This is a genomic window from Methylobacterium sp. PvP105, assembly GCF_017876975.1.
Classification (GTDB): domain Bacteria; phylum Pseudomonadota; class Alphaproteobacteria; order Rhizobiales; family Beijerinckiaceae; genus Methylobacterium; species Methylobacterium radiotolerans.
The window spans coordinates 5049893-5069505 of the sequence record NZ_JAGIPA010000001.1 but is presented as its reverse complement, the minus strand read 5'-3'; the positions used below and the strand labels follow the sequence as shown (position 1 = coordinate 5069505).

22 protein-coding genes are annotated in these 19613 nt (G+C 71.3%); 12 read left to right on the top strand and 10 right to left on the bottom strand.

The window, feature by feature from the left end; translation table 11 throughout:
* Positions 1-21 precede the first annotated feature (21 nt).
* The 7 genes from J3A75_RS24745 (at position 22) to J3A75_RS24715 (ending at position 9315) form a co-directional block, all read left to right on the top strand.
* Positions 22-966, top strand: a complete 945-nt coding sequence (locus J3A75_RS24745) for a D-2-hydroxyacid dehydrogenase (protein WP_012320604.1) — start codon at positions 22-24, stop codon at positions 964-966.
* 179 nt (positions 967-1145) lie between these two features.
* Positions 1146-2009 carry an NADP-dependent methylenetetrahydromethanopterin/methylenetetrahydrofolate dehydrogenase gene (locus J3A75_RS24740; RefSeq protein WP_012320603.1) on the top strand — a complete coding sequence of 288 codons (864 nt, stop codon included), beginning with the start codon at positions 1146-1148 and terminating at the stop codon, positions 2007-2009.
* Positions 2010-2019: 10 nt separating this feature from the next.
* Positions 2020-2661, top strand: coding sequence for a methenyltetrahydrofolate cyclohydrolase (fchA, locus tag J3A75_RS24735; RefSeq protein WP_070999994.1), 642 nt, complete (start codon positions 2020-2022; stop codon positions 2659-2661).
* Positions 2662-3095: 434 nt separating this feature from the next.
* Positions 3096-4274 carry a malate--CoA ligase subunit beta gene (locus J3A75_RS24730; protein ID WP_012320601.1) on the top strand — a complete coding sequence of 393 codons (1179 nt, stop codon included), beginning with the start codon at positions 3096-3098 and terminating at the stop codon, positions 4272-4274.
* A 16-nt stretch (positions 4275-4290) separates the two neighbouring features.
* Positions 4291-5181 carry a succinate--CoA ligase subunit alpha gene (sucD, locus tag J3A75_RS24725; protein WP_010687110.1) on the top strand — a complete coding sequence of 297 codons (891 nt, stop codon included), beginning with the start codon at positions 4291-4293 and terminating at the stop codon, positions 5179-5181.
* A 223-nt stretch (positions 5182-5404) separates the two neighbouring features.
* Positions 5405-8155: a phosphoenolpyruvate carboxylase gene (locus J3A75_RS24720; protein WP_070999993.1), complete on the top strand. Its 2751-nt coding sequence runs from the start codon at positions 5405-5407 to the stop codon at positions 8153-8155.
* A gap of 188 nt (positions 8156-8343) precedes the next feature.
* Entirely contained in the window at positions 8344-9315 is a 972-nt protein-coding gene (locus J3A75_RS24715) for an HpcH/HpaI aldolase/citrate lyase family protein (RefSeq protein ID WP_012320599.1), read from the top strand.
* Positions 9316-9504: 189 nt separating this feature from the next.
* Here the strand turns inward: J3A75_RS24715 and J3A75_RS24710 are convergent, their stop codons facing one another.
* From J3A75_RS24710 to J3A75_RS24695, 4 genes are all read right to left on the bottom strand, one after another.
* Entirely contained in the window at positions 9505-10356 is an 852-nt protein-coding gene (locus J3A75_RS24710) for a glycosyltransferase family 2 protein (protein ID WP_012320598.1), read from the bottom strand.
* The gene (locus tag J3A75_RS24705) at positions 10353-10946 is read right to left on the bottom strand and encodes an SAM-dependent methyltransferase (RefSeq protein WP_029359844.1); all 594 of its coding nucleotides are present in this window, start codon (positions 10944-10946) and stop codon (positions 10353-10355) included. Before J3A75_RS24705 ends, J3A75_RS24710 begins: the two co-directional genes overlap by 4 nt.
* Complete coding sequence (locus tag J3A75_RS24700) at positions 10943-11680, bottom strand: PIG-L deacetylase family protein (protein ID WP_012320596.1); 738 nt, start codon at positions 11678-11680, stop codon at positions 10943-10945. The genes J3A75_RS24705 and J3A75_RS24700 overlap by 4 nt, the downstream gene beginning before the upstream one ends.
* Before the next feature lie 177 nt (positions 11681-11857).
* The gene (locus J3A75_RS24695) at positions 11858-12181 is read right to left on the bottom strand and encodes an XRE family transcriptional regulator (protein ID WP_024829187.1); all 324 of its coding nucleotides are present in this window, start codon (positions 12179-12181) and stop codon (positions 11858-11860) included.
* A gap of 221 nt (positions 12182-12402) precedes the next feature.
* Between J3A75_RS24695 and J3A75_RS24690 the strand changes: the two genes are divergently transcribed.
* Together J3A75_RS24690 and J3A75_RS24685 are read left to right on the top strand one after the other, a co-directional pair.
* On the top strand, positions 12403-12918 hold the full coding sequence (locus tag J3A75_RS24690) for an META domain-containing protein (protein ID WP_012320594.1): 516 nt from the start codon (positions 12403-12405) through the stop codon (positions 12916-12918).
* Between the two features lie 94 nt (positions 12919-13012).
* Positions 13013-13177 carry a hypothetical protein gene (locus J3A75_RS24685; protein ID WP_165851008.1) on the top strand — a complete coding sequence of 55 codons (165 nt, stop codon included), beginning with the start codon at positions 13013-13015 and terminating at the stop codon, positions 13175-13177.
* Between the two features lie 29 nt (positions 13178-13206).
* Here J3A75_RS24685 and J3A75_RS24680 read toward each other — a convergent pair whose 3' ends face one another.
* Entirely contained in the window at positions 13207-13422 is a 216-nt protein-coding gene (locus J3A75_RS24680; RefSeq protein WP_029359845.1) for a hypothetical protein, read from the bottom strand.
* Positions 13423-13528: 106 nt separating this feature from the next.
* On the bottom strand, positions 13529-13807 hold the full coding sequence (locus tag J3A75_RS24675) for a hypothetical protein (RefSeq protein WP_012320591.1): 279 nt from the start codon (positions 13805-13807) through the stop codon (positions 13529-13531).
* Between the two features lie 157 nt (positions 13808-13964).
* Between J3A75_RS24675 and J3A75_RS24670 the strand changes: the two genes are divergently transcribed.
* The gene (locus J3A75_RS24670) at positions 13965-14498 is read left to right on the top strand and encodes a gamma carbonic anhydrase family protein (RefSeq protein WP_024829190.1); all 534 of its coding nucleotides are present in this window, start codon (positions 13965-13967) and stop codon (positions 14496-14498) included.
* Positions 14499-14540: 42 nt separating this feature from the next.
* On the opposite strand, the gene ppa is transcribed toward J3A75_RS24670, so the two are convergent.
* Positions 14541-15074 (bottom strand): inorganic diphosphatase, encoded by a 534-nt coding sequence (gene ppa / locus J3A75_RS24665; protein ID WP_012320589.1) that lies wholly within the window; start codon positions 15072-15074, stop codon positions 14541-14543.
* Positions 15075-15185: 111 nt separating this feature from the next.
* On the bottom strand, positions 15186-15692 hold the full coding sequence (locus tag J3A75_RS24660) for a GNAT family N-acetyltransferase (protein WP_012320588.1): 507 nt from the start codon (positions 15690-15692) through the stop codon (positions 15186-15188).
* A gap of 209 nt (positions 15693-15901) precedes the next feature.
* On the opposite strand from J3A75_RS24660, the gene J3A75_RS24655 reads away from it, so the two are divergent.
* The gene (locus J3A75_RS24655; protein ID WP_012320587.1) at positions 15902-16627 is read left to right on the top strand and encodes a tyrosine-protein phosphatase; all 726 of its coding nucleotides are present in this window, start codon (positions 15902-15904) and stop codon (positions 16625-16627) included.
* Positions 16628-16631: 4 nt separating this feature from the next.
* Here the strand turns inward: J3A75_RS24655 and J3A75_RS24650 are convergent, their stop codons facing one another.
* The gene (locus J3A75_RS24650) at positions 16632-17489 is read right to left on the bottom strand and encodes a prephenate dehydratase (protein WP_012320586.1); all 858 of its coding nucleotides are present in this window, start codon (positions 17487-17489) and stop codon (positions 16632-16634) included.
* Between the two features lie 24 nt (positions 17490-17513).
* A complete protein-coding gene (locus J3A75_RS24645) occupies positions 17514-18257 on the bottom strand; it encodes a 3-deoxy-manno-octulosonate cytidylyltransferase (RefSeq protein WP_012320585.1) in 744 nt (247 codons plus the stop codon).
* A 354-nt stretch (positions 18258-18611) separates the two neighbouring features.
* Here J3A75_RS24645 and J3A75_RS24640 point away from each other — a divergent pair, with 354 nt between their 5' ends.
* The gene (locus tag J3A75_RS24640) at positions 18612-19583 is read left to right on the top strand and encodes a c-type cytochrome (RefSeq protein WP_083374386.1); all 972 of its coding nucleotides are present in this window, start codon (positions 18612-18614) and stop codon (positions 19581-19583) included.
* The last annotated feature ends 30 nt before the right edge of the window (positions 19584-19613 follow it).

The window sequence follows — 19613 nt, the reverse complement described above, 5'->3', positions numbered from 1 at the left end:
CCGTCGTTCGAGAGGGGTCCTATGACCAAGAAGATCGTGTTCCTGGATCGTGAGTCCCTCGATGCCAGGGTCCGACCGTTCAACTTCCCCCACGAATACGTCGAGCACGAGTCGACCTGGACGCCGGAAGAGATCGTCTCGCGGCTCCAGGGGGCGGAGATCGCGCTGATCAACAAGGTTCCGATGCGGGCCGAGACGCTGAAGCAGCTCCCCGACCTGAAGCTGATCGCGGTCGCCGCCACCGGCACCGACGTGGTCGACAAGGCCCAGGCCAAGGCCCAGGGGGTCACGGTCGTCAACATCCGCAACTACGCGTTCAACACCGTGCCGGAGCACGTGGTCGGGCTGATGTTCGCCCTGCGGCGGGCGATCGTGCCCTACGCCAACTCGGTGCGGCGCGGCGACTGGGCGAAGTCCAAGCAGTTCTGCTACTTCGATTACCCGATCTACGACATCGCCGGCTCGACCCTCGGCATCGTCGGCTACGGGGCGCTGGGCAAGTCGATCGCCAAGCGCGCCGAGGCGCTCGGCATGAAGGTCATCGCCTACGACGTGTTCCCGCAGGACGGGCTCGTGGATTTCGAGACGATCCTCACCCAGTCCGACGTGATCACGCTGCACGTGCCGCTGACCCCGGACACCAAGGGGATGATCGGCGCCGCCGAGCTCAAGAAGATGAAGAAGAGCGCCATCCTCATCAACACGGCCCGGGGCGGGCTGGTGGACGAGGCGGCTCTGCTCGAAGCGCTCAGGGACGGCACCATCGCGGGCGCCGGCTTCGACGTGGTGGCGCAGGAGCCGCCCAAGGACGGCAACATCCTGTGCGAGGCCGACCTGCCGAACCTGATCGTCACGCCGCACGTCGCCTGGGCGAGCAAGGAGGCGATGCAGATCCTGGCCGACCAACTCGTCGACAACGTCGAGGCGTTCGTGGCGGGCAAGCCGCAGAACGTGGTCGAGAGCTGAGGGCGGCGCGCAGCGCGCCATCATTCCGGGGCGCCGCGGGCGGGCTCGGAACCCAGTGTCGCCGACGGTGTCGGCAGAGAACCACCTGAGCGTCTCGATTCCGGGTCCCGCCTCGCGGACCCGGAATGACGGGGTGGAGTGTTCACGTCGATGATGCCCACCCTGGGCCGAGGTAGAGAATGACCAAGAAGCTGCTGTTCCTGTTCGACACCGATGCCGTGCCGAACGTGTTCGACACGGTCGTCGGCTACGACGGCGGCGCGGACCACATCACCGGCTACGGCGGCGTGAATCCCGACAATGTCGGCGCGCTCGTGGACGGCACGATCTACACCCGCGGCGGTTCCGAGAAGAAGTCGACGGCGATCTTCGTCGGCGGCGGCAGCATGGCGGCCGGCGAGGAACTGTTCACCGCCGTCAAGAAGCGCTTCTTCGGCCCGTTCCGGGTCTCGGTGATGCTCGATTCCAACGGCTCCAACACCACGGCCGCCGCGGGCGTCGCGCTGGTGGCCAAGGCCGCCGGCTCGCTCCAGGGCAAGAAGGCCGTCGTGCTGGCGGGCACCGGCCCGGTCGGCATGCGCTCGGCCGCCCTGCTCGCCGGCGAGGGCGCCGAGGTCACCATCGCGGGCCGCGCCCTCGACAAGACCCAGGCCGCCGCGGACCAGATCAACAAGCGCTTCAAGGTCAACGTGAAGGCCGCCGCGACCCCCGACGAGGCCTCCCGCGTCGCCCTGGTGAAGGGCACCAACCTCGTGTTCACGGCCGGCGCGATCGGCGTCGAGCTGCTGCCCGAATCCGCCTGGGCGCAGGAATCGTCCATCGAGTTCGTCGCCGACTACAACGCCCAGCCTCCGACGGGCATCGGCGGCATCGACGTGATGGACAAGGGCAAGGACCGCAACGGCAAGCAGGCCTTCGGCGCGCTCGGCATCGGCGGGCTGAAGCTCAAGCTCCACCGGGCCTGCGTCGGCCAGCTCTTCGAGAGCACCGACAAGGTGCTCGACGCCGAGGAGATCTACGCCCTCGCCAAGACGATGGCTTGAGGAGGCGCCGGTGACCGAGACGCATCGCCCCGAGAGCGACAGCATCGAGACGTTCCTGACGGAGCTGGCGAGCGCCGCCCCGACCCCCGGGGGCGGCGGCGCGGCGGCGATCTCCGGCGCCATGGGCGCGGCCCTGGTGTCGATGGTCTGCAACCTCACCATCGGCAAGAAGAAGTACGTCGAGGTCGAGGCCGAGCTGAAGGACGTCCTGGCCAAGTCCGAGGGCCTGCGGGTCGTGCTGACCGGCATGATCGGCGAGGACGTCCAGGCCTTCGACGCCGTGATGGGCGCTTACGGGATGCCCAAGAACACCGACGACGAGAAGTCGGCCCGCGCGGAGAGGATCCAGGCGGCGCTCAAGACCGCCTGCGACGTGCCGCTCGCCTGCTGCCGGGCCTGCCGCGCGGTGATCGACCTCGCGGCGATCACCGCCGACAAGGGCAATCTCAACGTCGTGTCGGACGCCGGCGTGGCGGTGCTCTCCGCCTATGCCGGCCTGCGCAGCGCGGCGCTCAACGTCTACGTCAACGCCAAGGGTCTCGAGGACCGCGACTTCGCCGACGAGCGGCTGAAGGAGCTCGAGGAGCTGCTCGGCGAGGCCGGTGCGCTGACCGAGAAGGTCTACGGGATCGTGAAGGCCAAGGTGAACTGAGAGGGACGCCCTCCGTCCCTGGCAGGGGGAGGGCGCGTGCCCGCTGCGGCGGCGCCAAGCTGGACAGCGTGTCCGGTTGATCCCGTCGACGCCGCCGTCTCCGCGAGCGAAGCGAAGCAATCCCGTCGGCGGTACGATCTCAGAAGTCGCGCTGCCCTGGGCCACTTCGGTGCGCTCGCGATGACGGAGCGGGCGCCTTCGAACGAAGCGTTCTGAAGAAAAGTCCGTCGGATCGACAATCGAGGCCGGGTGCATCATGCCCCGGCCTCGTTGTTTTTCTGTATGTTGCGTCGCAATATCGAATACGATCCGTGCTGCGGATGCGAAAAAGCCGTCGTCAAGCCCGAGATCAAAAAATTTGACGGGCGTAATCTTTCGACTCAACTAAAGTAGATGGCGTCAACGGCGGCAACGAACCGCGGAGGAGGCGCCGAATGGACGTCCACGAGTATCAGGCCAAGGAGCTGCTCGCGAGCTTCGGCGTGGCCGTCCCGAAAGGCGCGATCGCCTTCAGCCCGGACCAAGCGGTCTACGCGGCGACCGAACTCGGCGGCTCGTTCTGGGCCGTGAAGGCGCAGATCCACGCGGGCGCCCGCGGCAAGGCCGGCGGCATCAAGCTGTGCCGGACCTACAACGAGGTCCGCGACGCCGCCAAGGACCTCCTCGGCAAGCGCCTCGTCACGCACCAGACCGGGCCCGAGGGCAAGCCGGTGCAGCGCGTCTACGTCGAGACCGCGGACCCGTTCGAGCGCGAGCTCTACCTCGGCTACGTGCTGGACCGGAAGGCCGAGCGCGTCCGGGTCATCGCCAGCCAGCGCGGCGGCATGGACATCGAGGAGATCGCCGCCAAGGAGCCGGATTCGCTCATCCAGGTGGTGGTCGAGCCGGCGGTCGGCCTGCAGCAGTTCCAGGCGCGGGAGATCGCCTTCCAGCTCGGGCTGAACATCAAGCAGGTCTCGGCCGCGGTGAAGACGATCATGAACGCCTACCGGGCGTTCCGCGACTGCGACGGCACCATGCTGGAGATCAACCCGCTCGTCGTGACCAAGGACGACCGGGTGCTGGCGCTCGACGCCAAGATGAGCTTCGACGACAACGCCCTGTTCCGCCGGCCGGGCATCGCCGACATGCACGACCCGTCGCAGGGCGACCCCCGCGAGGCCCAGGCCGCCGAGCACAACCTCAGCTACATCGGCCTCGAGGGCGAGATCGGCTGCATCGTCAACGGCGCGGGGCTGGCCATGGCCACCATGGACATGATCAAGCACGCGGGCGGCGAGCCGGCGAACTTTTTGGATGTCGGCGGCGGTGCGTCCCCTGAGCGGGTGGCGACGGCCTTCCGGCTCGTGCTCTCCGACCGCAACGTGAAGGCGATCCTGGTCAACATCTTCGCCGGCATCAACCGCTGCGACTGGGTCGCCGAGGGCGTCGTCCAGGCCGCCCGCGAGGTGAAGATCGACGTGCCGCTGGTGGTCCGGCTCGCCGGCACGAACGTGGAGGCGGGCAAGAAGATCCTGGCCGAGAGCGGCCTGGATCTCATCACCGCCGACACCCTGGCGGAGGCGGCCAAGAAGGCGGTCGACGCCTGCGCCGCCGCCAAGACCCAGCACTGAGAGGGGAGACCGCGCCATGAGCATCCTCATCGACGAGACCACCCCGATCATCGTCCAGGGCATCACGGGCGACAAGGGCACCTTCCACGCCAAGGAGATGCTCGACTACGGCACGAACGTCGTCGGCGGCGTCACCCCGGGCAAGGGTGGGCGCACCCATCTCGGCCTGCCGGTGTTCAACACCGTCAAGGAAGCGGTGGCGGCGACCGGGGCCACGACCTCGATCACCTTCGTGGCGCCCCCCTTCGCGGCCGACGCGATCATGGAGGCGGCCGATGCCGGGCTGCGGCTGGTCTGCTCGATCACCGACGGGATCCCCGCCCAGGACATGATGCGGGTGAAGCGCTACCTCTACCGCTATCCCAAGGAGAAGCGGACGATGGTGGTCGGCCCGAACTGCGCCGGCATCATCTCGCCCGGCAAGGCCATGCTCGGCATCATGCCCGGCCACATCTACCTCCCGGGCAATGTCGGGGTGATCTCGCGCTCGGGCACGCTCGGCTACGAGGCGGCCTCCCAGCTCAAGGAGCTGGGGCTCGGGATCTCGACCTCGGTGGGCATCGGCGGCGACCCGATCAACGGCTCGTCCTTCCTCGACCACCTCGCCCTGTTCGAGACTGACCCGGACACCGACGCGGTGCTGATGATCGGCGAGATCGGCGGCCCGCAGGAGGCCGAGGCCTCGGCCTGGATCCGCGAGAACATGTCGAAGCCGGTGATCGGGTTCGTGGCCGGACTCACGGCTCCGAAGGGGCGCCGCATGGGGCACGCCGGCGCGATCATCTCGGCGGCCGGCGACAGCGCCGCCGAGAAGGCCGAGATCATGCGCTCGTACGGGCTGACCGTAGCGCCGGATCCGGGCTCGTTCGGCCAGACGGTGGCCGACGTGCTCGCCCGGGCGGCGTAGCCGCGCTGCACCCCTTCCCCCTCTGCGGGGGAGGGTGCCCCCGGATGCGCGGCGGGAGAGGGGCAGCGCGACGGTGCGGGCTTTCAGCTCCCGTCGCGACCTCTCCGGAAATGGCGCTCCCCTCTCCCGACCCCCGCTGACGCGGGGGCCACCCTCCCCCGCAGAGAGGGGAGGGGGCGCGTCGCGCCTCGTCCTTCAAGAAAGAGCGCCACGAGGTGGCCCCATGACCCGCACGCTTCACGCAACCCCCGGTCTCGTCGATGCCACGGCCTTCGCGCCGCCGGTGATCGTCGGCACGTCGTCGGAGCAGGCGCTGGACATCCTGTTCCAGGCGCTGCTCGACGTCGCCCGCCGGCACGACCCCGACCTCGAGGCGGTCCTGCACGGCACGGCCGACATCTCGCGCTTCTCGCCGCAGATGCTCGCACGCGCGCTGCAGGTTCAGGGCATCTGGTTCCAGCTGATCTCCATCGCCGAGCAGAACGCCGCGATGCGCCGCCGCCGGCACGTCGAGCGCACGGAGGGGCGGGCCGCGCTCAGCGGCTCGTTCGCGAAGGTCTTCGCTGACGCGCGCAAACAGGGGGTGCCGCCCGAGAAGATCCAGGCGCTGCTCACCGACCTGCGCATCCGCCCGACGCTGACCGCCCATCCCACCGAGGGCAAGCGCGTCACGGTGCTGGAGAAGTTCCGCCGGATCTACCTCGTGCTGCGCGAGCTGGAGATGCCGCGCTGGACCGATCGCGAGCGCAACGGGCTCATGAACGAGCTGCGCGACCAGATCGAGCTGGTCTGGATGACGGGCGAGCTGCACCTGGAGAAGGCGACCGTCGAGCGGGAGGTGGCCTGGGGCCTGCACTTCTTCGACGAGACCCTGTTCGAGATGCTGCCCGAGACCCTGGAGGCGCTGCACGAGGCGCTGGCCGAGACCTATCCGGGCACGGAGTTCAGGGTGCCGCCGTTCTTCCAGTTCGGCTCGTGGATCGGCGGCGACCGGGACGGCAACCCCTACGTCACCGCCGCGGTCACGCGGCAGACCCTGCACCGCAACGCGCTCGCCTCGCTCACCCGTTACCGCGACCGCGTGCGCGAGTTGGGCCGGACCCTGTCGCTCACCGAGCGCTCGCTGCCGCTGCCCGAGGGCTTCCGCGCGGAGCTCGACCGGCAGCTCGCCGAGAGCGGCCAAGCCCGCGCCATCACCCGGCGCAACCCGGGCGAGCCCTACCGACAGTACCTGTCCTGCGTCCTGCGCAAGATCGAGGCGACGGTCGCCCGCAACGAGGGCGAGCACCCGTCCGGTCCCGATTATGCCAGCGCGGACGGGCTGATCGAGGATCTGCGCACCCTGGAGCGCGGCCTGACCGAGGCCAAGTGCGGGGCGCTGGCGCGCGATCTCGTCCGCCCGGTGCGGCGGATGGTCGAGATCTTCCGGTTCTCGACGGTCCGTCTCGACCTGCGCGAGAACACCACCCGGACCACCGACACGCTCCACGCCCTCTGGCGCCAGCGCAACGGCGACGGCGAGCCGCCGGCCCTCGGCTCGGCCGCGTGGCGCCAGTGGCTCGACGCGGAGCTCGCCCGGCCGCGTGATCCCGAGCGGTCCTTCGAGGATCTGCCCGACGCCGCCCGCGAGACGCTCGCCACCTTCGCCCTCGTGGCCGAGATGCGCGAGGCCCTCGACCGCGAGGCGTTCGGCGCCTTCGTGCTGTCGATGACCCGCTCGGTGGAGGACGTGCTCGGCGCGTACCTGCTGGCCAAGGAGGCGGGGGTGTTCCTCGACGCCGCCGGCACGGAGATCTGCCCGCTGCCGATCGTGCCCCTGTTCGAGACCATCGACGACCTGCGCGCCGCCCCGGCGATCATGCGGGCGCTGCTCGGGACGCCGGTGGTGCGCCGCTCGACCCGCTGGCAGGGCGGGGTGCAGGAGGTGATGATCGGCTACTCCGACTCCAACAAGGACGGCGGCTTCGTCGCCGCCAACTGGGAGCTCTACAAGGCGCAGAGCAAGCTGACCCGCCTCGGCGAGGAGCTCGGCGTCGGGATCGCCTTCTTCCACGGGCGCGGCGGCTCGGTGAGCCGCGGGGGCGTGCCGACTCACCGGGGCATCATGGCCCAGCCGCCGGGCTCCATCCGCGGCCGGTTCCGCACCACCGAGCAGGGCGAGGTCGTCTCGTTCAAGTACGCCAACCGCGGCACCGCCGCCTACCAGATGGAACTGCTGGCGGCCTCGGTGTTCGAGCACGCGCTGGCGGGCGACGGCGAGCGGGCGGGGCCGGGCCACGACGACGCCCTGGAGGCATTGGCCGGCGCCTCGCGGGCGGCCTACGTCCAGCTGCTCCAGACCGACGGCCTCGTCGACTACTTCCAGGCGGCGAGCCCGCTGGACGAGATCGCGCTCCTCAACATCGGCTCCCGCCCGGCCCGCCGCTTCGGCGCGCGCGCGCTCTCGGACCTCCGGGCGATCCCCTGGGTGTTCGCGTGGTCGCAGAACCGGCACGTGATCACCGGCTGGTACGGGGTCGGATCGGGGCTCGCGAGCTTCATCGACGTGCGCGGTCGGGACGGCGAGGCGGCGCTCAAGCGGCTGTTCACCGAATCCCGCATCCTCCGCCTCGTCCTCGACGAGGTCGAGAAGACGCTGATGATGGTCGATCTCGACATCGCCCGCGCCTACGCGGGCCTCGTCCCGGACCCGGGAACCCGGGACCGGATCTTCTCGATGATCGAGGCCGAGTACGCGCTCACCCGCGAGATGGTGCTGCGGGTGAGCGGCGGCACGGAGCTGGCCGAGCGCTTCCCGCTGTTCCGGGACCGCCTGAAGGGCCGGCTCCCGACCATCAACCAAGTGAGCCGCGAGCAGGTCGAGCTGCTCGCCCGCTACCGCGCGGAGACCGACGAGGATCGGCGCGAGGCGGTGAAGTCGGCCCTGCTCCTGTCCATCAACTGCATCGCGGTCGGCTTCGGGGCGACCGGGTAGGCGAGGGCAGAACGTGCGCCCTCTCCCGCTCGGGAGGGGGAACCCGCGCTGCGGCCGGACGCCGGTGGAACCGGTCCATTCGCGCGTCCGCGCTCTGTCAGAGCGTCCGGCGCGCGCCATTTGCCGCCGGTGAACGGGATCGCATCCCGCAACGGCACCAGAACCGTCACCAGGAGAGAGAACCCAAGATGAGCTTCACCCTGATCCAGCAGGCCAAGCCGCGCCTGCACCGCTCCGAACTCGCCGTGCCCGGCTCGAACCCGACCTTCATGGAGAAGTCGGCTTCCTCGGCGGCGGACGTGATCTTCCTCGACCTCGAGGACGCGGTCGCCCCCGACGACAAGGAGAAGGCCCGCACCAACATCATCCAGGCGCTGAACGACCTGGATTGGGGCAACAAGACCATGATGATCCGCATCAACGGTCTCGACACCCACTACATGTACCGCGACGTGGTCGACATCGTCGAAGCCTGCCCGCGGCTCGACATGGTGCTGATCCCCAAGGTCGGCGTGCCGGCCGACGTCTACGCCATCGACGTGCTGGTCACGCAGATCGAGCAGGCCAAGAAGCGCGAGAAGCAGATCGGCTTCGAGGTGCTGATCGAGACGGCGCTCGGCATGGCCAACGTCGAGGCGATTGCCCAGTCCTCCAAGCGCCTGGAGGCGATGTCCTTCGGCGTCGCCGACTACGCCGCCTCGACCCGCGCCCGCTCAACCGTGATCGGCGGCGTGAACCCCGACTTCTCGGTGCTCACCGACAAGGACGAGTCCGGCAGCCGCCAGACCCACTGGCAGGACCCGTGGCTGTTCGCCCAGAACCGCATGCTGGTGGCCTGTCGCGCCTACGGTCTGCGTCCGATCGACGGACCGTTCGGCGACTTCTCGGATCCGGACGGCTACCGCTCGGCCGCCCGCCGCTGCGCCGCCCTCGGCTTCGAGGGCAAATGGGCGATCCACCCGAGCCAGATCGAGCTCGCCAACGAGGTGTTCACCCCCTCGGAGGCCGAGGTCACCAAGGCCCGCCGCATCCTCGAGGCCATGGAAGAGGCCGCCAAGGCCGGCCGCGGCGCCGTGTCCCTGGACGGTCGCCTCATCGACATCGCCTCGATCCGCATGGCCGAGGCGCTGATCGAGAAGGCGAACGCCATGAAGGGCTGAGGCCGCCCGCGGGCGCGCCGAGCTTCGACGCGCCCGAGGCCGGGGCTCTCTGGGAGGCGGACCGCGGTCACGTCCGCGATCCGCCCGACACGTTCGGTTGAGGGTGGAGAAGGCCCCGGAGCGGGCGCGTCCCTCACCTGTCCCTTCGGGCGAAGGGACCAACTCTGCGGCGCGGCGGCCGCGACGGCCCTAGAACGGCCGATCGTCCGGCAGCCGCGCCGCAGCCATCTCGTCCGGCGTCGGATCCCGGTGAACCACGATCCCGGTCGACCGATCCGCCGCGATCAGCCCGAGCCGGGCGAAGCCGTCGAGCCACCCATCCATCGGCCAGAGCCCGTGACGGTCGCGAAAGCGGGCCGCGTTGGCGACGATGTCGCGGAAATGCTGCAGCGGCGGGTCGTAGCCCGGATGGTGCTGGTGGTAGGCCCGGGGCCCGCCGAGGAACAGGATCGGCACGCCGGCCCGCTCGGCCCGGAAGGCGAGGTCGGTATCCTCCGCGCCGTAGCCCGAGAAGGTCTCGTCGAAGCCGCCGAGCCGGTCGTAGGTCGCGGCCCGCACCGCGAAGGCGAGGGACCAGAACAGGCCGGGCTGCGGCGCCGGGGCCACCGCACCGGCCGGCGGGAAGACCCGCACGGGGTGCGGCCGGCCGAGCCGCTCCAGATCCGCCGCGCGCCACCCGTCCGTGACCGCACCGGCCGGCAGATAGCCGATCTCGCAGCAGATCAGGCCGTCCCGCTCGGCCACCGCCCGCGACAGGCCGGCGACGAGCCCCGCCGAGGGGATGCAGTCCACGTCGAGGAAGATCAGCGTGTCGGCACCGGCCGCCCGGCGCCCGGCATTGCGCGCCGCGGCGAGCGGCAGGCCGGCATGCGGGAACGGCACGCGCTCCACCGGGAAGGGCAGGTCCGGATAGGGCGCCGCGTCGCCGCCGATCTCGACGACGACGCAGCGATCGGGCGGATCGCCGCGGCCCAGGCCTTCGAGCAGGCGGGTCAGGTGCGCGCGCCGGCCCTTGTTGAGGGTGATGACCGCGACGCTCACGGGGCTGCTCCGGCGCTCAGGACGTCGATCCGGTAATCGGCGGTCCGCACCTGCGCCCGGACTTGGGCGAAGGGCGCGGACAGCCGGATGAACGCCTCGGCGGCACCGTCGCCCGACAGCGGGTAGTCGGTCTCGCCCAGCCAGTGCACCAGCACGATGTCGCCGTCCGGCTCGATCGTCTCGCCGGCCCGGCGGACGAGCGCGGCGAAATCCGACGGCGCCAGGAAGTACAGGAACTCGGAAAGAACGATCAGGTCGAACCGTTCCGCGGGCCAGTCCGCAGGCATCGCGCCTTGCCGGACCTCGACATGGGGGCGATCCGCGCAGCGCGCCCGTGCGGCCTCCACGGCGGCCGGGACCAGATCGGTGGACAGGAGTCGATCGCAGCGCTCAGCCAGGGCGTGCGTGAAGACGCCGATGGAGCAGGCCGGCTCGAACCCGGCCCGGTAGCGCGCCCTCGGCAGCGCCGCCAGCGTCGCCGCGTACTTGTCGCGCTCGTAGGACGACGTGGTGAAGCGCCAGGGATCCGGGTCGCTGGCGTAGATGCCGAGGAAGTAATCCTCCGGGAGGGTCTGGGTCCGCCGGGTCATGCGGGCACGGCGACGAAGCGTTCGTAGGGGCCGCAGAGCCGGTCGATCATGGCGGGCTCGAGACGGAAGCCCTCGGGATCGTCCGCGATCAGGTTCGTGGTCTGCGATTCGTGGGCCGCGACGGCGCGGGCCTTGGTTTCGCGATAGGCGGAGACGTCGAGGCGCAGGCCGGCCGGGCTCGGCCCGACCTCGGTCTCGGGCGGCAGGGTCCAGCCCCAGACGGGGTACTCGTAGACCCGCACGCCCGGCATCCGCGGCCGGGCGAGGGCGACGATCGCGGCGGCCGCCTTGTGATCGCAGTGGGGATCGTGACGCCACGTGACGAAGACCGCGCCGGCCCCGATCGCCGCGGCCGCGCTGGCCACCGCGGACGCGGCCGCCTCGGCCTCCGGCCCGTCGCTCGGGACGTGCGCGTCCGGCAGGCGCAGGAAGGTGACGGCGTCGGGCCCGAGGCCGAGGACGGCCACGGCCCGCCGGGTTTCCGCCTCGCGCAGGGCGCGCAGCTTCTCCGGTGGGTAGAGGCGGGAATGCGTGTGCGAGCCGCAGCCGTCGCTGACCACGACGAGGTGCACGGGCCGTCCCGACGCCCGGGCGGCGGCGATCAGCCCGCCGCATCCGAGGCTCTCGTCGTCGGGATGGGGCGCGACGACCACGAGCCCCCGGCTCCCCAGGAGGGCGTCGAGGCTCGCCACGGGCAGCGCGTCGGCGGCGGCCAGGAAGGCGTCGGCGCGCATCAGTGGCCTCCGATCCGGTCGGGGGCCGAGGGAGAGCGCTGGTCGCACCGCGACGGACTGCAGACGGGATCGATCACGGGACGCTCCAGGGACGGTGCGCGGGTTCGGGCGTCCCCGGTTCTCGGGTGCGGCGCATGAACGCGCCATGAGCGGCGCGTTCGGGAAGGCCGGCGGGTGTTAGCGGTCGTTCTCGGTCGTCAGATCGTCGGCGCGGGTGCCCTCGTCGACGCCCCGGCCGGCAGCGAGGTGGACGCCGGGCGTCGGCGCGTCGCTGAACACCGCCCCGGCCGCGCCGAGAGCGCTGCGCAGGGCCTCGACCTGCCCGCTGGGCGCATCGCTGTAGCCGCCCTCGAAGTCGCGCACGAATCGCTCGTCCAGGCCGACCTTGCCGGCGAGATCGGCCTCCGACCAGCCGAGCAGCCCGCGGGCCGCCCGCGACTGCGCCGGGGTCATGGCGAGCGCCCGGCTCCCGCTCTGCGCCCCCTCGTCCGATCCTGCCAAGGTCATCCTCCTGCTTCGCGATCATCAACAACGATTGCGGTCCCGGATCGTTTCCGGGCGGTCTTCGGCCGAGCGCGACCATAATTGTGCTGAAATCCTGTCGCATCCGCCAGGGCGCAAGGATTCGGAGCGGCCTCGCGAGGGGCCGGACCGCGCGGCCGGCGCGGCGCTTCCGGACCGGGGTGACCTGCGCGCGGCGCGCGCGACATGGGGACTGGACGATGAGAGGGGTGCTGATCGCGAGCTTGGCCTGTGCCGTGCTGGCCATGGACCTGTCCGCGGCGACGCAGGCGCAGGCGCAGATGGGCGGCTCGCCCACGGGCTTCGGCCGGGGCAACCGCCGGCCGGGCGGCGAGGAGGAGAAGAAGCCCCAGTACGTGCCGGGGACCAAGGCCAGCGAGAAGATGTTCCCGCTGGATTCGACCTGGACCGCCGTGAGCCTGAACGGCAAGCCGTTCACGGGCGGCGACCGGCCGAGCTTCATCATCGACAAGCAGTACCGCGCCCGCGGCTACGGCGGCTGCAACACCTTCGCGGCCACCGCGTTCCCGCTCAAGGAGCAGCACATCGCCGTCGGCCCGCTCGCGCTGACCAAGAAGAGCTGCGACAAGGGCCTCGCGGCCACCGAGCAGGCCTTCTTCATCGCCCTGCGCACCTCGGCGGTGTGGGACATGGTCGGCTCGCAGCTGGTGCTCAAGAGCCCGAACGGCGAGCTGAAGTTCGACCGGGCCCTTTAAGGTCCGGTTCACCACGCCGGACGAAGGCGGCCGCCGATTCAGACGCCCTTGAGAGGCGTCGAGGCTCACTCCTCGCGGATCGAGGAGGCCACGGATGCCAGTCGGGATCGGGATCGGACGCGGGGACTCCCTGCGTCCCGCGGTGACGCGGACCTCGCGCTTCTCGGGGCCCGAGGGGTTCCACCCCGGCGCCCTCTGGCTCGCCACGGCGGTCCCCGTCGCGGCGACGCTTCTCCTGCTCGTCCGGCTCGCCGCCTGAGGCGGATACCGCTCCGCGCGGGCCGCCCGTCACCGGGAGCCGGTCGTGTCCCGCGACTGGCCGGTTCCAGAGGGGCGACGCGGTTCCGGCGCCGTCTCCGACCGCAGCATGACCGGCGGGAACAGGGCGGCCAGACCTGCGGCCACGCCGTACAGGACGGGATCGGCGTTCGGGCCCGCTTCGGGCGGACGCAGATCGCTCGTCAGCCCCGTGCGCCTGCGGGCATCGCGCGCGTTCGCGAGCATCTGTCCGCGTCCCCTTGTTCACCTGTTCGCGAACGATCAATGCCGCGTTCCGCGTTTCGTTGCCGCGGACGCGGAATTTCGCCCGGGGAGCGGTCGCGGCGGGATCTCAGCCGCGGCGCCGGAGGACCGTCAGGGGCCGGCCCTCGGACAGCGGGCAGGCGGCCGGGACGACCTCGACGATCGACGCGCTCGGGCAGCGCGCCCGGCAGCCCTGGGCCGCCGCGATCTGGTCGCCGCCACAGGCATCGGCGAAGCAGAAGGTCCCGAGATCCTCGCAGGTCGCCCGGAACCGCCCGAGCGGTCCGGCCTCCCGCAGATCCGCGGCCCTGGCCCCCTGTGTCAGCAGGAGCGCCGTCAGACCGATCAGGGCCGGGAGCCGTGCCATCTCTGTTTCCCATCCGGGTCGCGACCGCTTGCGGAGCCAGCCTAGCATTGGCAGCCTGGGCGCGCCGTACCATTCCCGCGACAGGCGCTGCGCGTCATCCGTCGCGATCCCGGCCGCGCCGCGCGGTCGGGACGACCACTCCCTCCGAAAGGCCGCCATGCCGCTCTACGCCCTCGACGATCACGTCCCCGACCTCGCCGACCCTGACCGGGTCTGGATCGCGCCCGACGCGCAGGTGGTCGGCCGCGTGCATCTCGGCCTCGATGTCGGGATCTGGTTCGGCGCGGCCCTGCGCGGCGACAACGAGCCGATCCGCATCGGCGACCGCACCAACGTCCAGGAAGGCGTGATCATGCACGTCGATCCCGGCTTTCCCCTCGACATCGGGACCGACGTCACGATCGGGCACGGCGCGATCGTGCACGGCTGCACCATCGGGGACGGCAGCCTCGTCGGCATGGGGGCGACGGTTTTGAACGGGGCCCGGATCGGCCGCGGCTGCCTCGTCGGCGCCAACGCGCTGGTCACCGAGGGCAAGGAATTCCCGGATCACAGCCTGATCGTCGGGGCGCCGGCGAAGGCCGTGCGCACCCTCGACGAGGCCGCGATCGAGGGCCTGCGGCAGGCCGCCCAGCGCTACGTGGAGAATGCCCGGCGCTACCGGGCGGGCCTGCGCCGCATCGACGGCTGACGGGTACGGGCCGCTCCCCGGGCGGGAGCGGCCGGGCCGCCCTTACTTCTTGGCCTTGCCGCGCTCGATCGCCTCCTCGATCAGCCGGTGGGCCTCTTCCTTGTCGCCCCAGCGGACGAACTTGACCCACTTGCCGGGCTCCAGGTCCTTGTAGTGCTCGAAGAAGTGCTGGATCTGCTGGATCGTGATCTCGGGCAGGTCGGTGTAGTTCTCGACGCGGTCGTAGCGCTTGGTCAGGTGGCGCGAGGGCACCGCGATGATCTTCTCGTCCTCGCCGCCCTCGTCCTGCATCACCATGACGCCCACGGGACGCGCGCTGATGATCGCGCCCGGCAGCACGGCGCGGGTGTTGGCCACCAGCACGTCGCAGGGATCGCCGTCGCCCGACAGGGTGTGGGGGATGAAGCCGTAATTCCCGGGGTAGAACATCGGGGTGTACAGGAACCGGTCGACGACCAGCGCGCCGGATTCCTTGTCCATCTCGTACTTGATCGGCTCGCCGCCGAGCGGCACCTCGACGATCACGTTGACGTCGTGCGGCGGCTTCTTGCCGAGCGGGATGGCGTCGATCTTCATGGCGTGTCGCTTCCGGAATGCGGTCTCGTCCGCTTCCCGGCTCTCTTAGAGGCGCGGCTTGGCAAAGCAAATCAGTCGATGGTGCGGCCCGGCAACGAGCGCTGGAAAACGTTAGCCGAAGAGATAGCCGACCTTGGGGAGCGGGAGGCCCGCCACCCGGTCCAGCACCCGCGGACCGGCGACGCCGCCGAGCCCCTCGTAGAAGGCGCTGGCGCGGGCGTTGTCCTCCAAGCTCCACACGCCGAGCCGCGTGAGGCCGTGATCCGCGAGGTCGTTGCGCACCGCCCGGAACAGGCGCCGGCCCAGGCCGACGCCCTGGTACTCCGGAAGCAGGTAGAGCTCGTCGATCTCGGCCTCGGTCCCGAGCGACCGGCTGCGCGTCCGCCCGTAGGCCGCGTAGCCGACGACGAGTTCGCCCGTCTCGACCACCGCGATCGGCCGCCCGCGGCGCAGGGCGCCCCGCCACCACGCCCGGTCCCGGGTGGCGATCAGCCGCTCCAGGGCGACGCCGGGGATGATGCCGCGATAGGCCTCGCGCCAGGACGCATCGAACACCTTGGACAAGCCGCCGAGATCGGCCTCGCGGGCCCGGCGGATGCTCGTGGTGCGCGTGCTCATGGGCTTCGGGCCTCCGATCGTCCGACCGGCGGATAACTCGCGCGGCCCGCGCAGGTTCGGTGCCGATCCGGGCGGAGTGAAGGCAAGAATGGCGCCGGATCGCGCCGGCTCCGGGGCGTTGCCCGCCCGCCGGTCACCTGCCGGCCGGCGAATTGCGGGGTGGGCGGGTGGCTGGTAGAGCCCGGGCTCGTTCCCTCGGCAGCACGGCCTTGTTCAACCGCTTCCTCAAGCCCGAGACGCGCTACGCGCGGCGCATGGCCCGGATCGCCCGCTTCGAGCGGCCGATCGCCGGCCCCGGCGACCGGCTGATGGCCTGGGCCAACATGCTGCTGATGGACCACGGGGTCTTCCGCCTCGCCTACCTCAATCGGCACCGGGTCGGGTCCGGCGCCCTCTGGCGCTCGGCCCAGCCCGGTCCCCACCAGCTCGCCCGCTTCCGGGCCGAGGGGGTGCGGACGATCATCTCCCTGCGCGGCGGGCGCGAGCACGGGTCCTGGCCGCTCCAGCGCGAGGCCTGCGAGCGCCACGGGCTCAAGCTCGTCGAGTTCGTGCTCCGCTCGCGGGAGGCGCCCGACCGGGCCACCATCCTCGGCGCGAAGGCGTTCTTCGCCGGCATCGAGTACCCGGCCGTGATGCACTGCAAGTCCGGCGCCGACCGGGCCGGCCTCGCCTCGGCCCTGTACCTGATCCTGCACGAGGGCCGCCCGGTGGCCGAGGCCGCGCGGCAGCTCTCCGCCCGCTACGGCCATCTCCGCTTCGCCAAGACCGGCATCCTCGACGCGTTCTTCGCCCGGTACCGCGCCGAGGGCGAGGCGAAGGGCCTCGACTTCCTGACCTGGGTCGAGACCGTCTACGATCCCGAGGCGCTCAAGCGCGACTTCCGGCCGGGCTTCTGGTCGGATCTGGCGGCCGACCGGGTGCTCCGGCGGGAGTGAGGGCTCACTCCGCCGCCGGCCGCGCCGCCTCCCGGAACGGGTGGGCCGGGTAGGTGCCGATCACCCGCAGCTCGCGCGAGAAGAAGCCGAGCTCGTCGAGCGCGCGGCTGAGGCCCGGATCCTCCGGGTGGCCGTCGACCTCGGCGTAGAACTGCGTGGCGGTGAACTCGCCGTCGACCATGTAGCTCTCGAGCTTCGACATGTTGACGCCGTTGGTCGCGAAGCCGCCGAGCGCCTTGTAGAGGGCGGCCGGGATGTTGCGGACGCGGAACACGAAGCTCGTCACGCAGGGCTCGGTGCCCTGGGCGACCGGCACGGGCTCGGGGGAGAAGACCACGAACCGGGTGGTGTTGTGCGCCTCGTCCTCGACGTCGCGCTCCAGGATGTCGAGGCCGTAGACCTCGGCGGCGAGCGCGGGCGCCAGGGCCGCCCGGCTCGGGTCGCCGATCTCGGCGATCTCGCGGGCCGCCCCGGCGGTGTCGCCGGCGACCACGGCCTTCAGGCCCATCCGCCGGATGATCCGGCGGCACTGGCCCAGCGCGTGGACGTGGCTGTGGACGCTCCTCAGCGACTCGCGCTTCGTGCCCGGCAGGACCATCAGCTGGAAGTGGATCGGCAGGAAGTGCTCGGCCACGATGTGCAGCGGCGAGATCGGGATCAGGTGGTGGATGTCGGCGACCCGGCCCGCGATCGAGTTCTCGATCGGGATCATCGCCCGCTGGGCGCGCCCCTCCGTCACCGCCGCGAAGGCGTCCTCGAAGGTCGGGCAGGGGAGGGGTGTCCAGTCCGGGTAGGCCTCCGCGCAGATGATGTGCGAGTTGGCCCCGGGCTCACCCTGGTAGGCGATGGTGCGATCGGTCATGGCGGCGCGGATTCGTTCGGCGTGTCAGTTCAGGCGCCGGCCCTGCAGCAGGGCGCGGGCCCGTTCCAGGTCGGCGGGGGTGTCGACGCCGAGCGGCAGGTCGTCGACGATGGCGGCATCGATGCGCATGCCGGCCTCGAGGGCCCGCAGCTGCTCCAGCTTCTCCCGCACCTCCAGCTCGCCGGGCGGCAGGGCCACGAATCGGCTCAGCGCCGTGCGCCGGTAGGCGTACAGGCCGATATGGTGCCAGAGGGGCCCGTCGCCCCAGGGCGCGCGGGCGCGGGTGAAGTAGAGGGCGCGCAGTCGCCCGGGACCGACCGCGTGGCCGACGAGCTTGACCACGTTGGGGTTGTCGGCCTCGTGCGGATCGGTGATCGGCGCGCACAGGGTGACGATGTCGACGGTGCGGTCGGCGAGCGGCACGATAGCGGCGCCGATGATCGCCGGGTCGATGGTCGGCAGGTCGCCCTGCACGTTGACGACCACGTCGTGGCGCCCCTCCGGATCGACGATCTCCAGCGCCTCGGCGAGCCGGTCGGATCCCGACGGATGGTCGGCCCGGGTCATCACCGCGAGGCCGCCCGCGGCCTCGACCGTGCGGGCGATCTCCGCCGTGTCTGTGGCGACCACCACGGGGCCGATGCCGGCCTCCACGGCCCGGCGCCAGACATGGACGATCATGGCCTCGCCGGCGATGTCGGCCAGCGGCTTGTTCGGCAGGCGGGTCGCGGCGAGGCGCGCCGGGATCAGGACCAGGGGATCGGACATCGAGATTCGGATCCGGATGCGCGGGTCGAGCGGCCGCGGCGGGAGGCGGCCGGCTGCTTAACAGGCCGGCCCCCGGTTGTCGTCCCCGGAAACGGGCCGGTCGAGGGCCGGGCAGAGGGCCGGGCAGAGGGCCGGGATGCGGCCGGACCGCGGTGGAGAAAAGGTGCCACCTGGTGACAAGCTGGGCAATTCGGTGGAACAATCCTGCGCTGGAGCGACGCGGAACGCCCCTGCGGCATTGTCAGGAACCGCCCGGAACCGCTAAGGCAACCTCGAAATCTTCCAATGTCCGGTGTCCGAGCCCGCTCGCCCGTGTCAGGCGCGCGATCGGCACGGCCGAGTTGCGAGAAGAGCATGAACTCGTTCGAGGTGAACAAGGTCCTGGGTGCAGTCCTCGGCGCCCTTCTGTTCGCGGCCGGATCGGGTTTCGTCGCCGAATTGATCTATCACCCGAAGCCGGCGGGCAAAGCCGGCTACGACCTGCCCGAGCCGCAGCCTGAGGCCGCCACCGCGGCGCCCGAGGCCAAGGTCGAGCCGATCGCCGTCCGCCTCGCCAGCGCCAACGTCGAGAAGGGCGAGGCCGGCACCAAGGCCTGCCACGCCTGCCACAGCTTCGAGAAGGGCGGCCCCAACAAGGTCGGTCCCGACCTGTACGGCATCGTCGAGCGGCCGAAGGGCGCGCATGCGGGCTTCGACTACTCGGCGGCCATGAAGGAGAAGGGCGGCACCTGGACCTACGCCGACCTCGACGAGTTCCTCACGAGCCCGAAGGCCTACGTGAAGGGCACCAAGATGGCCTACGCCGGCATCGCCGCGCCGCAGGAGCGGGCCAACGTCATCGCCTACCTGCGGACGCTCGCCGAATCGCCGAAGCCGCTGCCGGCCGTCGAGAAGAGCGACGCCGCGCCGGCGGCCGCGCCCGCCGCGGCCAAGCCCGAAGACAAGCCCGCAGCCGACAAGCCGTCTGCCGACAAGCCTGCCGCCGGCAAGGCGTCCGAGGGCAAGGACAGCCCGGCCAAGCCCGCCGATACCGGCACCGCCAAGCCGGTCGAGGCGAAGTCGCCCGGCAGCCCGCGCACGACCGGCGAGTCGAGCGACCGCAACGCGCCGGCCCCGCCGGCCAGCGCCCACGACAGCGACCAGCAGGGCCAGCCCTCGAGCCTGATCCCCGCCGAGCCGACCGCGCCGACGGCGCCGGCCGCCAAGGAGCCGCCCGCGCAGGCCAATCCCGAGGCCGTCGACCGGGCGAAGGATCTCGAGGTCGGCGGCCCGACCAAGGATCTGAACGCGCCGCTGCCGACCCCGCAGCCGCTGCCGAAGGAGTAGGCGGCACCTCCGGGTCCGGGTCCGGGGCCG